This window comes from Paenibacillus xanthanilyticus (genome assembly GCF_042682185.1).
GTDB classification, from domain to species: domain Bacteria; phylum Bacillota; class Bacilli; order Paenibacillales; family Paenibacillaceae; genus Paenibacillus_Z; species Paenibacillus_Z xanthanilyticus.
In genome coordinates, this window is record NZ_JBHUHA010000002.1 from 2,200,749 (window position 1) to 2,215,000 (window position 14,252).

The 14,252-nt window shown below is 54.2% G+C and carries 7 protein-coding genes, 11 tRNA genes and 1 rRNA gene (1 of these 19 only partly in view); all 19 read right to left on the minus strand.

Translation table 11 applies throughout. The features are described 5' to 3' along the window. Positions 1-565 precede the first annotated feature (565 nt). The gene (gene glmM / locus ACFSKT_RS27150; protein ID WP_377720696.1) at positions 566-1,912 is read right to left on the minus strand and encodes a phosphoglucosamine mutase; all 1,347 of its coding nucleotides are present in this window, start codon (positions 1,910-1,912) and stop codon (positions 566-568) included. A gap of 80 nt (positions 1,913-1,992) precedes the next feature. Beyond that, positions 1,993-3,429, minus strand: coding sequence for a CdaR family protein (locus tag ACFSKT_RS27155; RefSeq protein ID WP_377720695.1), 1,437 nt, complete (start codon positions 3,427-3,429; stop codon positions 1,993-1,995). Beyond that, entirely contained in the window at positions 3,422-4,264 is an 843-nt protein-coding gene (gene cdaA / locus ACFSKT_RS27160) for a diadenylate cyclase CdaA (protein ID WP_377720694.1), read from the minus strand. Before cdaA ends, ACFSKT_RS27155 begins: the two co-directional genes overlap by 8 nt. A gap of 138 nt (positions 4,265-4,402) precedes the next feature. Continuing rightward, a complete protein-coding gene (locus ACFSKT_RS27165; protein ID WP_377720693.1) occupies positions 4,403-5,038 on the minus strand; it encodes a zf-HC2 domain-containing protein in 636 nt (211 codons plus the stop codon). Between the two features lie 125 nt (positions 5,039-5,163). After that, the gene (sigW, locus tag ACFSKT_RS27170; RefSeq protein ID WP_148933733.1) at positions 5,164-5,733 is read right to left on the minus strand and encodes an RNA polymerase sigma factor SigW; all 570 of its coding nucleotides are present in this window, start codon (positions 5,731-5,733) and stop codon (positions 5,164-5,166) included. A 427-nt stretch (positions 5,734-6,160) separates the two neighbouring features. Continuing rightward, entirely contained in the window at positions 6,161-8,962 is a 2,802-nt protein-coding gene (gene ppc / locus ACFSKT_RS27175) for a phosphoenolpyruvate carboxylase (protein ID WP_377720692.1), read from the minus strand. Between the two features lie 266 nt (positions 8,963-9,228). After that, positions 9,229-9,302: transfer RNA gene (locus ACFSKT_RS27180), tRNA-Gly, on the minus strand. Positions 9,303-9,317: 15 nt separating this feature from the next. Continuing rightward, a tRNA-Pro gene (locus ACFSKT_RS27185) sits at positions 9,318-9,394 on the minus strand. Between the two features lie 8 nt (positions 9,395-9,402). Continuing rightward, positions 9,403-9,479 (minus strand) — tRNA-Arg (locus ACFSKT_RS27190). 6 nt (positions 9,480-9,485) lie between these two features. Next, positions 9,486-9,560, minus strand: a tRNA-Gly gene (locus ACFSKT_RS27195). Positions 9,561-9,752: 192 nt separating this feature from the next. Continuing rightward, positions 9,753-10,607 (minus strand): ABC transporter ATP-binding protein, encoded by an 855-nt coding sequence (locus ACFSKT_RS27200; protein ID WP_377720691.1) that lies wholly within the window; start codon positions 10,605-10,607, stop codon positions 9,753-9,755. Between the two features lie 442 nt (positions 10,608-11,049). After that, positions 11,050-11,129 (minus strand) — tRNA-Leu (locus tag ACFSKT_RS27205). 27 nt (positions 11,130-11,156) lie between these two features. After that, positions 11,157-11,232: transfer RNA gene (locus ACFSKT_RS27210), tRNA-Lys, on the minus strand. Positions 11,233-11,241: 9 nt separating this feature from the next. Further along, a tRNA-Gln gene (locus ACFSKT_RS27215) sits at positions 11,242-11,316 on the minus strand. Positions 11,317-11,321: 5 nt separating this feature from the next. Next, positions 11,322-11,397, minus strand: a tRNA-Val gene (locus tag ACFSKT_RS27220). Between the two features lie 6 nt (positions 11,398-11,403). Further along, positions 11,404-11,478: transfer RNA gene (locus ACFSKT_RS27225), tRNA-Glu, on the minus strand. A gap of 7 nt (positions 11,479-11,485) precedes the next feature. Beyond that, positions 11,486-11,561: transfer RNA gene (locus tag ACFSKT_RS27230), tRNA-Thr, on the minus strand. Between the two features lie 5 nt (positions 11,562-11,566). Then, positions 11,567-11,642: transfer RNA gene (locus tag ACFSKT_RS27235), tRNA-Asn, on the minus strand. 86 nt (positions 11,643-11,728) lie between these two features. Continuing rightward, positions 11,729-14,252 (minus strand): 23S ribosomal RNA (locus ACFSKT_RS27240) (it continues 405 nt past the right edge of the window).

The following is a 14,252-nucleotide window of genomic DNA, read 5'->3' on the forward strand; positions in this document are numbered from 1 at the left end:
TTCAGGCCTTGTCTGTTTTGTCAAAATAACGCCGTGCTGCCACCCCTGGTTTACTCGCGAGGATGCCCTCGTATGAGATCACCAACGTTCTGTACGCCTGCCTGTCTTCGCGTTGTCCGCGACTGCCTCGCTGCTTCGTATTCTCCCGCTTCCGTTCCTGCGTTCATGCGAGAACTTACGAAAGACCACTCTGGCCGCTGCTTCATTCTCCCTATTATGCTGCCCATTACCTAGATTCACTTACCGCGAATAGAGACCCAGTCTCCTGTCCTAGGATCCTCTGGGCGCATCCACATGCCCTTTTCTTCTGCTTCTGATGTGGTTCATCTGCTCGTTTCATGGGCAGTTTCATCGCTTTTTAGTTTTTCAGCTCCAGGCCCTGGACCAATCGCCGCCATCCCGTCTAAACGAGCCATCCCCCGAGTTTGCCACGACCGACAATGCCCCTGCTGACCTAGTTCCCGCTCCCCTGTCCGCCCACAACGCGAACAGCGCCACCCGATTACTCGGCGGCGCTGTTCTGACACTATTGTCGTCTTGCGGTTCTGGGACGCGTTAGCAGCCGCTATACGCTGCCAAGCTCTGCGCGAACCGTGTCGGCAATCGCCGCCACGTACGCTTCTACCTGGTCCTTCTCGGGACCTTCCGCCATGACGCGAATGAGCGATTCCGTTCCGGATGGGCGCACGAGCACGCGTCCGTTGTCGCCCAGTTCTTGTTCGACTTTGGCAATTGCCGCCGCGATCGCCGCGTTGTCCTTGTACTGGCTCTTGTCCGCGACGCGAACGTTTACGAGCACCTGCGGGTATTTGCGCATGAGCGTTTTCATTTCGCCCAGCTTGCGGCCGGCGCCCACGAGCGTGTTGACAAGCTGCAGCGCCGTCAGAATGCCGTCTCCGGTCGTATTGTAGTCCAGGAAGATGACATGGCCGGATTGCTCGCCGCCCAGGTTATAGCCGCCTTTGCGCATCTCTTCCATGACGTAACGGTCGCCGACCGCCGTTTGCGCCGTCTTGAGGCCGATTCGCTCCGACGCTTTGAAGAAGCCGATGTTGCTCATGACCGTCGTGACGACCGTGTCGTGGTTCAGCTTGCCTTCGCGCTTCATGGCGTCGCCGCAGATACACAGGATGAAGTCGCCGTCGACCTCTTCGCCGTTCTCGTCAATGGCAATCAAACGGTCTGCATCGCCGTCGAAGGAGAGACCCAGGTCGGCCCCGTGCTTCAGCACTTCCTCGCGCAGATATTCCGGATGCGTCGAGCCGACGCCGTCGTTAATATTCAAGCCGTTCGGCTCTGCGCCCACCGTGATAACTTCCGCGCCAAGCTCGCGGAACACCGATGGCGCTAGCGAATATGCCGAGCCGTTCGCGCAGTCGAGCACGACTTTAAGTCCCGCGAACGAATGCGTCACCGTCGTTTTCAGGAAGTCAAGGTACAGTCGCTTCGCATGCTCATCGACCGTAACCGTTCCGATGTCGCCGCCCTCTGGACGAGGGAGCTCGTCGACTTCCGCGTCCATGAGACGCTCGATCTCGTTCTCCGTCTCGTCGGACAGCTTATAGCCGTCGCCGCCGAAAAATTTAATGCCGTTATCTTGAACCGGATTGTGGGAGGCCGAAATCATGACGCCAGCATCCGCGCCAAGCACGCGAGTCAAATACGCGACCGCCGGCGTCGACACGACGCCGATACGGATGACGCTCGCGCCGATCGACAGCAGACCGGCCGTCAGCGCAGCTTCCAGCATCGGGCCTGAAATCCGCGTGTCGAGACCGATGACTACCTTCGGCTTCTCCGCTTGCCCCGCTAATACGTATCCGCCGCAGCGGCCGATTTTATAGGCCAGCTCCGGTGTCAGCTCTCGATTCGCGACGCCGCGGACCCCATCTGTTCCGAAATATTTCCCCATTTTTCCGTTTAACCCCTTTGTTAGTAATAATCTAATGCGTATTCGTTATGATACGACGCGAATCGTCATTTGTCACCCATCTATTCGCTTTCTTCCGATCCGCCTTGCTGATCCGCGATCGGTTCGCTCGGATCGGCCGCGTCTCCGCTGCTGTTTACCATGCCGTCCGCTTCTCCATCTCCATCGGCATTCGGAACCGTGCTGTCGCTCCCGTTCGGCGCTGTCGCCCCGTCTCCGGCATTGCCATTCTCGCCATTACTGGCAGACGGCTCCTCGCCTCCGGTCTTCACCGACGGCTCTTCGACCGTGCCGTCGGTAATCGCCACCGTGACTTGCCCGCTACTGCCGGCTAGCGACACGAACCGCGGCAGCTCCGCTCGCAGCATCACCGCATGATTACCGACGCCAAGCCCCGTCAAATCCGCCACGAGCTCCACATTAGCGGCCCCGAGGGATGCCAATACATTCGGCGCTCCCCTAACCGTAACGTCCACAGTATTCGCACCTGACAATTGCGCTTTCAGTCCGCTGCCCAGCCCGCTGATCGTGACCGGCACCTGCTGGATGATCTTCGTTTCTGTCGTGGCGTACGTAACGCTCACGTTCACCTTCGTCGGCTCAACCGCCGCAATGCCCTCGGCCACCGGGATCGTGACGGCCAGTTCGCCAGTCTCGGCTTGCTTGGAGAGATCGACGTTAATGGACGGATAAGTGCTTATTTTGTCCAGCTGCTCCTGAGGGCCATAGATGGTAATGCGCTCAACTTCCGCCTGGACAGCGGCAACGGCAAGCCCATCGGGAGCGCTTCCCGTATAATCGAACGAGATCGGCACGCTCTTGGACGGCAGCGAGACGGGGATTTGAACCTCCACGGTCTCCGGCTCGATGACCGCCTCCGTAATTTCCTCTCCCGCCTTGTTGAGCACCACGATCGCCGATTTCTTCTCGTTAATGTTCTCGTCCGCGTCCTGAATCGAGACGACGATGCCGACGAATCCAACCTCGTCCATCCGGTCCTCGGGCAGTGTTACCGACACCTCGCCCGGCGTCAGAACGGGTACGCCCGTCTTGTAGCCTTGCGCCGGCGTGCCGTCCGTCTTCAGATCGACCGTGAAGCTCTTTGTGACGAGCGGTTCGATTTGAACCGATACATGGCTCGGCGTAAAGCTCGTCAATTCCACCGTGCCCGGTTTCGTGATCGTCACGGGCATATCGTGCACGCCTGCTTCGATGCCCGTCAAGTCGATGACGGCCTTCGTCTCCCTCGACGCTTCCATCAAATCAAGGCGAGTCCCCCTCAGCTTGACGCGCACCGTCGCCGGATCCATGCCGCGAAGCGCATAATTCTCGCCAAGTCCGGTAAATTCGACGTTAATATCATACTCTTCCGAAGCCGTTAGCTCGGCCACCGTGCTGGGCGACCGCTCCGAATCGAAATGGACGACCGCGAACAGCAGCACCCCGATGACGAGCGAAATGATCTTGATCGCGGTCGGATGACTGAGCCACTTATCCATCTTGGCCGCCTCCTCTCCATTTCCGCCAGAACGGCGTTTTGGACGTCAGCGGCTGCTTATCCTTCACGTTCGGATTGAGCTCTTCGAACAGCTTCGAGATGAGCGATTCTTCTTTAATGTCGCGAACGATCATGCCGCCTACGGCGAGCGATACTTGTCCGGTTTCCTCGGATACGATGACAGATACGGCATCGCATACTTCTGTAATGCCGATACCCGCGCGATGCCGCGTCCCCAGCTCCTTGCTGATGAACGGATTTTCCGAGAGCGGCAGATAACAACCAGCCGCCATGATCTGGTTGCCCCGGATAATCACCGCGCCGTCATGCAAAGGCGTGTTCGGGATGAATAAGTTAATGAGCAGCTCCGAGCTCGTTCGCGACTCCATCTGAATGCCGGATTCAATGTAATCGTTCAAGCCCGTGCTCCGTTCGAAGACGATGAGGGCCCCGATCTTGCGCTTGGCCAAGTACTGAATCGCCTTGATGATTTCATTGATCCGGTCGCTGACATCCCGCTCCACGACCGACGTACGGCTGAACAATTTGCCGCGTCCTAGCTGCTCGAGCGCGCGCCGCAATTCCGGCTGGAAAATAATCAGCACGGTGACGACGCCAAAGGTGAACATCTGGTTCATCAGCCACTTCAGCGTGTACAGGTTGAACCAGGTGCTGATCGCCCATGTCCCGACGAGCACGAAGATCCCTTTCAACAGCTGGACTGCCTTCGTGCCTCGGACGAGCAGAATCATTTTATAAATAATGTAACTGACGATGGCGACGTCGATTATATCCTTAATCCATTCATTCCATGTCAAATCGGCAAAATAGCTCATGCGACAACCCCCGGACGACCGATTGCATTGGTTTTCGATCAGCGTGTTTTTGGAATTCTTAACTTTATTGTCTTCTAGAAACGGGGTTGCAAATCCTTTATTTTTACAAAAAAACCTCCCTTAAAGGGAGGCCTCCGATCAGTACGCGAGTTTGCTGATCGATTGTGTCACTTTATACCAGAACCAGTCCAACGCCTGATCGATTTCTTTTGTTTGTCCCGCGATGTGTGCGGTCGATGCCTGGTAAAGCTGTCCGTCGATGACCGTGACGTTCCCGTCCACGTCGCCGAGCACGTTCGCTTTGCCGTTCTCGATCGTCAGGTCGCCTTTCACGCGAGCCCCTTCCGGAATCGTAACCGTATCGCCTTCGATGACGACTTGCGCCAGATCGGTGCCGCTGACCGAAAGCTGCGTATTCTGTTCCCACATGGTTGTGAAACTTCCCAGCATGACGAAAGCGAACACCGCCGCGACCGTAACGGCCGGGTGCTTGCGGATCCATGCCGCGAAGGCGTTCGGCTTTCCGGCCCGTTTGGCCGGCAGCTGGTTCATGATCCGTTCGGTAAGCAGTGCGGATTGCTTCTCGTCCAATACCGCATCCATGCCGGATCCGACCATTCCGAAAGCCATCGCTTCGGTCTGCTGCAGCTGTTCAAATCGCGAGCGGCAGGATGGGCAAGCAATGAGATGCGTCTTCAAAGCCGCCATATCATCGCGGGGCAGTTCGCCGTCTAAATAATCATGCATCCATACGATGGCGACGTTGCAGTTCATAGCAGCCATTCCTTTCTTCGTCTTAGATGAAACCCGCGGCCTTACCGCGGAAGCGATTTACAATCGTGTTGCTTGTATACGATACGTACCTTGGCCAGGGACGGTTTCGTTTTTTAGTTTACTCTCTACAGCTTATGCTCGAGCTTCTTGCGCAGAAACTCCCGGCCCCGGTGAACGCGCGTCTTGATCGTCGTCACCGGCATATCCAGCACGTCGCCGATCTCTTGCAGCGACATATCCTGTAGATAACGCAGCACCATGACGCTCTTATACTTGGCCGGCAAGGTCTCGATGGCCTGGTGAATGATGCGCTGCGTTTCAGATAGCAGCGTCTCGCTCTCCGGCGTCCGATTGTCGCTCGGAATCATCGAATAGCCGTCAAGCCCCTCGTGTTCGGAGGATTCCGCGTCGAGCGAGTAGCTTGGCTTCCTTTTGCGCAGACGGTCGATGCACAGATTGGTCGCGATCCGGTAGATCCACGTCGAGAATTTCATCGTGTCGTCGTACCGGTCCAAATTTTTGTATACGCGAAGGAACGTATCCTGCACGACGTCCTCTGCTTCCTGACGGTTGTACAGCATCCGGTATGCCATGTGATACAATTTGTCCTGATATAAACTCACGATCTCGGCAAAAGCGCTTTGATCGCCTTTTAACGCCAATCGCGCTAGACGCGCTTCCAGTGATTTCACCATTTCTCCTCCACATATGCTGACTTTCGCTTCACGTGCGTGTCGCGACAGTCCGGCAATGCCCATTCCCCACCCTTACGATGCGAAAAACACCGGTCCGGCTGGGAGGCTTACCATGACAACCGGCTAGCTCCCACGGGCTTTGGCCGATTCGGCATTTACATGCCATCCAGCAAAATGGTAATCCATATGAACTAAAAATGCAACACGTTGCCGAACGTTTTCTCTGCTGAACAGCGTAACCGCCCCTATTTGATTTCGCTCGAGAATTAGGCGAAACGCCTGTGTCTTTTGCTGCGATGCGCGTTTCATTGCAGAAACATAGCGGGCTGTATTGATGTACAACTTATACTTCCCTATGTGTTAAAAAAACCGGGTGGCCGGACGTTATTGCCGTCCGGCCACCCGGCCTATCGGTATGATTTACGTATTAGCCCGTATTCCGAAGCCCAGCAGCAATGCCGTTAATCGTAAGCAGCACTTCGCGCAGCAATTCCGGGTCATCTTCGCCTTTGTCGCGAAGCGCCCGCAGCTCGGTCAGCAGCTGAACTTGCATGTAGCTGAGCGGATCGACGTAAGGATTGCGCAGCCGGATCGATTCTTGAATAACCGGAACGTTATCCAGAATTTCGGCCTGGCCGGTTATCTCGAGAATAAGCGACGACGTACGCGCGTATTCCTCCTCGATGAGCGTGAATATCCGTCCGCGAACCTGATCGTCCTTAATCATGCCCGCATACTCTTTCGCGATATTGAGATCCGCCTTCGCGAGTGCCATCTGCAGGTTATCGATGAGCGACGTGAAGAACGGGAATTTCGCGTACATCGTACGGAGCGTATCGAGACGAGCCACATCGCCCTGCACGTAGCCTTCGAGCGCCGTGCCCGCCGCATACCACGCTGGCAGCAAGTAACGGCTTTGCGTCCATGCGAATACCCAAGGGATAGCGCGCAGGTCTTCGAATCGGTCGCTGTTCTTCCGCTTCGAAGGACGGGAGCCGATATTCAGCTCGCCGACTTCCGGCAGCGGGGTCGATTCCTTGAAGTACGTCATGAAATCCGGATCGCGGAAAATAAGATCCTGGTATTTCGTCTGCGCCGCTTCCGAAATGCCCTTGGAGATTTCATCCCACTCCGCGACGTCGGCGACCTGCTGCTCCGGATATTTCGCAAGACGGGCTGCCGTAATGAGTGCCCATGTCGCTTGCTCCAGACTCCGGTAAGCAATGCCTTGCATCGAGTAACGGGAAGAGAGCACTTCGCCCTGCTCCGTAATCTTAATGCCTCCGCCGATCGTATGCGGTGGTTGCGCCAGAATACTGCGGTTCAGCGGCATGCCGCCGCGACCAAGCGCGCCGCCGCGGCCGTGGAAGAACTTCAGCTTTACGTTGTGTTTCTTCGCGGTGTTCGTAATCGTATTGAGCGCGACGCGCAGCTCCCAGTTGGCCGTTACCGCTCCGCCGTCTTTATTGCTATCCGAATAACCGAGCATGATTTCATGCAGGTTGCCCGTCGCTTCTACCGCTTGACGGTAGACCGGCAAATTGAACAAAGTATCCATAATGCCCGGGGCCGCGTGCAGATCGTCGATCGTCTCGAACAACGGCACGGATTGGATCGTACTGCGTACCTTGCCGCCCGCCTCGATGCGGAACAGTCCGACTTCCTTCGCGAACACCATCACCTCGAGCATATCGCTCGCGCCCTGCGTCATGCTGATCAGGTAGCTGTTGATGCAATTGCGGCCGAACTCCTGCTGCGCGCGATAAATCGTATGGTACACATCCAGACATTCGCGCGTCGATTCGCTATATTCAAAATGCGGGCTCGTAAGCGGCCTAGGATCAGTCAGCAGCTTATACAGCAGCTCGATCTTCTCTTCTTCGCCCAGCGCCGCATAATCGTCAACGATGCTCATATGCTTCAAAATCTCAGCCATCGCGTTCTCGTGCTCTTTGCTGTGCTGACGCACGTCGAGAGCCGCGAGATAGAAACCAAACAGTTCCACTTGACGTATAATTTTACGAATATGCGTATCCGCCACATAGTTCGCGTAATGGTGACGCAAGCTGCTGTCGATAATAAGCAGATCCGCCTTCAACTCATCAGGGCTGTTGTAGCGTTGTTCCTTCGCGCCATTATATTGCGTGTTCGCAAGCTTCTCCAGCATATAGCCGAGCTTAATGCGATACGGCTCATTGTCGTTGCGCCAAATATCGACGTTATGGAGTTCCACGACTTCACGGTCGCGTTTGATCGACTCCACAAGTTCGTCGGAAACCTCGACGAGATTGGTACTGAAGCTGAGCAGACCCATCAGGTTCTTAAGCAGCTCCTCGTACTTCTTTAGTGCGAGACCTCGTTGAAGCGTTAATGTCTCCCAAGTAACCTTCGCCGTAACCGAAGGGTTGCCGTCGCGGTCGCCGCCGATCCAGGATCCGAATCGCAGGTAGGTCGGCACATGCCAGCTCTCGCCCGGATAATACTTAGCCAGACAGCGTTCCAGTTCTTCATATACGTTCGGAAGCACTTCGAACAGCGTCTCGTCGAAGAAGTACATGCCGTTGCGAACCTCGTCAATGACGGTTGGCTTCCGGCCGCGCAGCTCGTCGGTCTGCCACAGCGTAAGCACTTCGTTCATCAGCTTCTCGCGCAGCTTCTCGCGTTCGCGGTACGTTAAGGACGGGTTATCCAGCTCCATCATATCGTGCGCGATGCGCTGGTGAATGTCCAATACCGCCCGGCGAGTGGCTTCTGTTGGATGCGCGGTCATAACGAGCTCCAGCGAAATTTCGCCGAGCATCGCCTTCACGTCTTCAATCGCGATCCCCTGTTCCTTCAACACTTGAATCGCGCTCTCGATCGAGCCCGGTTGAACGGTCTCTCCGGCAGAACGTTCATAGTCGCGCTTCCGGCGTACCCGGTGGTTCTGTTCTGCGATATTCACCAATTGGAAATAAATCGCGAACGCCCGGATCACCTGGTGACGAATCTCCGGATTCAAATTATTGATGACCTGCTTGAATTCTGCAAAAAGCTCCGGGATAAACTCCGCGCGCAGCGCCTTGCTCATTTCGCGGATTTTCTCTACGATATCGAGTAATTCACGCCCGCCTTGGTGCACGAGCACATCACCCAAAATATTCCCCAGAAAACGTACATCTCGGCGCAGCAGGTTGTTGTTCGATTGCGGCCGATTTGCCGTTAACGTTGATGAGGCCTGTTCCGACATTGATGATCCTCCTCAGGATTTGCCTTGGCAGTGACGGTTTCCTGTACGAGCGAAAGCACGGCTTGCGGCAATCCGCTTCTTGTGCAGTGTCAGGGATGTCCCAGCAGTCAATTTTTCACTTTCTACATCATACTACAAAATAATGGCCCGTTGAAGCTTTTTTATGGGTATTCCACCCTGATAAGTTTGCCAATGATCCTGTGAGTACCCAACTATTTTTAAACGCAAAAAAAGCCTTAGAATCCAAGGCTTTTAACATTTATGTATGGAGCGGGTGATGGGAATCGAACCCACGCTACCAGCTTGGAAGGCTGGAGTTCTACCATTGAACTACACCCGCAATAATGATTAAAGATGGTCGGGATGACACGATTCGAACATGCGACCCCCTGGTCCCAAACCAGGTGCTCTACCAAGCTGAGCTACATCCCGTTATAAAATGGCGCGCCCTAAGAGATTCGAACTCCTGACCTTTTGATTCGTAGTCAAACGCTCTATCCAGCTGAGCTAAGGGCGCGTATTATGGAGCGGAAGACGGGAATCGAACCCGCGACCCTCGCCTTGGCAAGGCGATGCTCTACCGCTGAGCCACTTCCGCATACTTAATTCATCACAATATTTCGCAGCGACAAGTAATAATATATCACCTTCTGATGAGAAATGCAACACCTAAATATAAAAAGATACCGAGGCAATTGCAGCCACGGTATCACTTTGAAGCAATATACGATTCGAGGAGAAGTTACCAGGTAGTCTTGTGCGGTATCGTCAACCTCCCGTTAAGCTTACGCTAGACGGATACAGCTGCACGCATTACGACCGCTTCGTCCGCTCGTTTCTTTTGTGGAATTGGAGCATTCGAACCGGCCAGCGCATAAGGTAAGCAAAGCGGAACACCACTCCGAGGATCGACCAAAATATCCGCTTCGATCGAGAAGACCTCGCGCAAAATGTCCGGCGTCATCACTTCAACAGGCGAGCCTTCCCCTGCAACCTTACCCTTCTTGATCGCAATCATATGATGCGCATAACGGGAAGCATGGTTCAAGTCATGGACGACCATGACGATCGTACGGTTAGCGGTCGAATTAAGCTCTTGGAGCAACTCCAAAACTTCAAGCTGATGCGCCATGTCCAGGAATGTCGTCGGTTCATCAAGGAACAGAATATCCGTCTGCTGCGCAAGCGCCATCGCGATCCAGGCCCGTTGGCGCTGACCACCCGATAGCTGATCAATCGGGCGATCGGCAAATTCCGTCATGCGTGTCGCATCTACGGCCCACTTAATGATTGCCCGGTCATCTTTCGAAAGCGAGCCAAAGCCTTTCTGGTACGGGAAACGACCATACGAAACGAGTTCGGATACGGTAAGTCCGTCCGGTGCCGTCGGGTTCTGAGGCAAGATCGCCAGCTGCTTCGCCACCTCACGGGTCGATTGCTTATGAATCGACTTGCCATCCAGCATGACCGCGCCGGCGGCTGGCGACATGATCCGTGCCATCGTCTTCAGGATCGTCGATTTGCCCGACCCGTTCGCGCCAACTAATGCCGTAATTTTACCTTGTGGAATGGCAATGTTCAAATCCTCAACGATCAGACGTTCTTCATAAGCAATGTTAAGTCCCGATGTCGTTAAACGAATCACATGCATCTTCTCCCTTCAATGTCCCCGTACGTGAAGCATAAAATTCACTTTATATGAACAGTTGCATAATGATAATGATAAGTATTCTCATTAATTATTATGATAACGATTCTCAATCGATTCGTCAATGTTTAATCCGCATTTGCCACTTATTCTTCCGTTTAGCTGAATTATTATTAGCACAATAAACGATCAACTGAACTGACTATTAATGTTCATTCAGATGCAGACAAGCTCCTGAACAGGCGCTTGGTCATTGAGGCAATACACTTGAGAAAACCAATCCATCTAATGGTCTGTATCTGCAAGTTCATTGCTTATATCTCATTGCCCCATGCACCATTCAAGGAAGTTGAAGTCCACTATGAGATTCAGCCGCTAGCAGCTTAGTTTCAACGGGATAAAACAAAAAAGCCCTTGCTATGCAAGAGCTTCTTCCTGATGCGCGTAGAGGGACTTGAACCCCCACGGTCACCCGCCAGATCCTAAGTCTGGTGCGTCTGCCAATTCCGCCATACGCGCGCGATATAATCCCATCTTCCAAAAAGATGGTGAGCCATGTAGGACTCGAACCTACGACACCCTGATTAAAAGTCAGGTGCTCTACCAACTGAGCTAATGGCTCGTAATAAAATGGCTGGGGATCAAGGATTCGAACCTTGGCATGACGGAGTCAAAGTCCGTTGCCTTACCGCTTGGCTAATCCCCAATAGGTGGTGGAGGCTGACGGGATCGAACCGCCGACCCTCTGCTTGTAAGGCAGATGCTCTCCCAGCTGAGCTAAGCCTCCGAAATATGGTGACCCGTAGGGGATTCGAACCCCTGTTACCTCCGTGAAAGGGAGGTGTCTTAACCCCTTGACCAACGGGCCTAAAAACTGGAGCTCTCAACCGGGATCGAACCGGTGACCTCATCCTTACCATGGATGCACTCTACCTACTGAGCTATGAGAGCAGAAATGGCTCCCCGAACAGGACTCGAACCTGTGACAACTCGATTAACAGTCGAGTGCTCTACCAACTGAGCTATCAGGGAATATTCAGGCATGTTACACCCTGAAAACTGGATACGAAACTCAACACTTTAGCTGTGTTTGTCTAAGCTCTTGCGAACTTAAACGTTAGGATAAGCCCTCGACCGATTAGTATTCGTCAGCTGCATGCATTGCTGCACTTCCACCTCGAACCTATCAACCTGGTCGTCTTCCAGGGGTCTTACTAATTGGGAAATCTCATCTTGAGGGGGGCTTCACGCTTAGATGCTTTCAGCGCTTATCCCGTCCGTACTTGGCTACCCAGCGGTGCTCCTGGCGGAACAACTGGTACACCAGCGGTACGTCCATCCCGGTCCTCTCGTACTAAGGACAGCTCCTCTCAAATTTCCTACGCCCACGACAGATAGGGACCGAACTGTCTCACGACGTTCTGAACCCAGCTCGCGTACCGCTTTAATGGGCGAACAGCCCAACCCTTGGGACCTACTTCAGCCCCAGGATGCGATGAGCCGACATCGAGGTGCCAAACCTCCCCGTCGATGTGGACTCTTGGGGGAGATAAGCCTGTTATCCCCAGGGTAGCTTTTATCCGTTGAGCGATGGCCCTTCCATTCGGTACCACCGGATCACTAAGCCCGACTTTCGTCCCTGCTCGACTTGTGGGTCTCGCAGTCAAGCTCCCTTATGCCTTTGCACGCTTCGAATGATTTCCAACCATTCTGAGGGAACCTTTGGGCGCCTCCGTTACATTTTAGGAGGCGACCGCCCCAGTCAAACTGCCCGCCTGACACGGTCCCCCCACCCGATTCAGGGTGGCGGGTTAGAACTCCGATACGATCAGGGTGGTATCCCAACGGCGCCTCCACCCAAGCTGGCGCTCAGGCTTCAACGGCTCCCACCTATCCTGTACAGATCGTACCAAAGTCCAATATCAAGCTGCAGTAAAGCTCCATGGGGTCTTTCCGTCTTGTCGCGGGTAACCTGCATCTTCACAGGTATTAAAATTTCACCGGATCTCTCGTTGAGACAGCGCCCAAGTCGTTACGCCATTCGTGCGGGTCAGAATTTACCTGACAAGGAATTTCGCTACCTTAGGACCGTTATAGTTACGGCCGCCGTTTACTGGGGCTTCGGTTCATAGCTTCGGGTTGCCCCTAACCACTCCCCTTAACCTTCCAGCACCGGGCAGGCGTCAGCCCGTATACTTCGCCTTACGGCTTCGCACAGACCTGTGTTTTTGCTAAACAGTCGCTTGGGCCTTTTCACTGCGGCCCCCTCGGGCTATTCACCCTACCGAGGCACCCCTTCTCCCGAAGTTACGGGGTCATTTTGCCGAGTTCCTTAACGAGAGTTCTTCCGCGCGCCTTAGCATGCTCTGCTCGCCTACCTGTGTCGGTTTGCGGTACGGGCACCTTGACCTGGCTAGAAGCTTTTCTTGGCAGCGGGAACACATAACCTTCGGTACTGTAATTTTCCCTCCCCATCACAGCCCAGCCTTACGATGTGCGGATTTGCCTACACATCAGCCTCACTGCTTGGACGAGCTATTCCATCAGCTCGCGTTACTATCCTTCTGCGTCACTCCATTGCTCATAACGGCTACGGTGGTACAGGAATATCAACCTGTTGTCCTTCGACTACGCCTTTCGGCCTCGCCTTAGGTCCCGACTTACCCTGAGCGGACGAGCCTTCCTCAGGAACCCTTAGGCTTTCGGCGGACAAGATTCTCACTTGTCTTTTCGTTACTCATACCGGCATTCTCACTTGTATGCTGTCCACCAGTCCTTACGGTCTGACTTCAACCTACATACAACGCTCCCCTACCACTGCGACAAAGTCGCAATCCATAGCTTCGGTGGTGTGTTTAGCCCCGTTACATTTTCGGCGCAGAGTCACTCGACCAGTGAGCTATTACGCACTCTTTAAATGGTGGCTGCTTCTAAGCCAACATCCTGGTTGTCTTTGCAACTCCACATCCTTTCCCACTTAACACACACTTGGGGACCTTAGCTGATGGTCTGGGCTGTTTCCCTCTTGACAATGGATCTTAGCACTCACTGTCTGACTCCCGGTTATAAGTCGATGGCATTCGGAGTTTGACTGGACTTGGTAACCCTTGGCGGGCCCCGCACCCAATCAGTGCTCTACCTCCATGACTCTCAATACCGAGGCTAGCCCTAAAGCTATTTCGGGGAGAACCAGCTATCTCCGAGTTCGATTGGAATTTCTCCGCTACCCCCACGTCATCCCCGAATTTTTCAACATTCGTGGGTTCGGGCCTCCAGTGCGTGTTACCGCACCTTCACCCTGCACAGGGGTAGATCACACGGTTTCGGGTCTACGACCACGTACTCATTCGCCCTATTCAGACTCGCTTTCGCTGCGGCTCCGTCTTTCCGACTTAACCTTGCACGTGAACGTAACTCGCCGGTTCATTCTACAAAAGGCACGCCATCACCCATATAGAGGGCTCTGACTTCTTGTAAGCGCACGGTTTCAGGTTCTATTTCACTCCCCTTCCGGGGTGCTTTTCACCTTTCCCTCACGGTACTGCTTCACTATCGGTCACTAGGGAGTATTTAGCCTTGGCAGATGGTCCTGCCGGATTCCGACGGGGTTTCACGTGTCCCGCCGTACTCAGGATCCGTCTC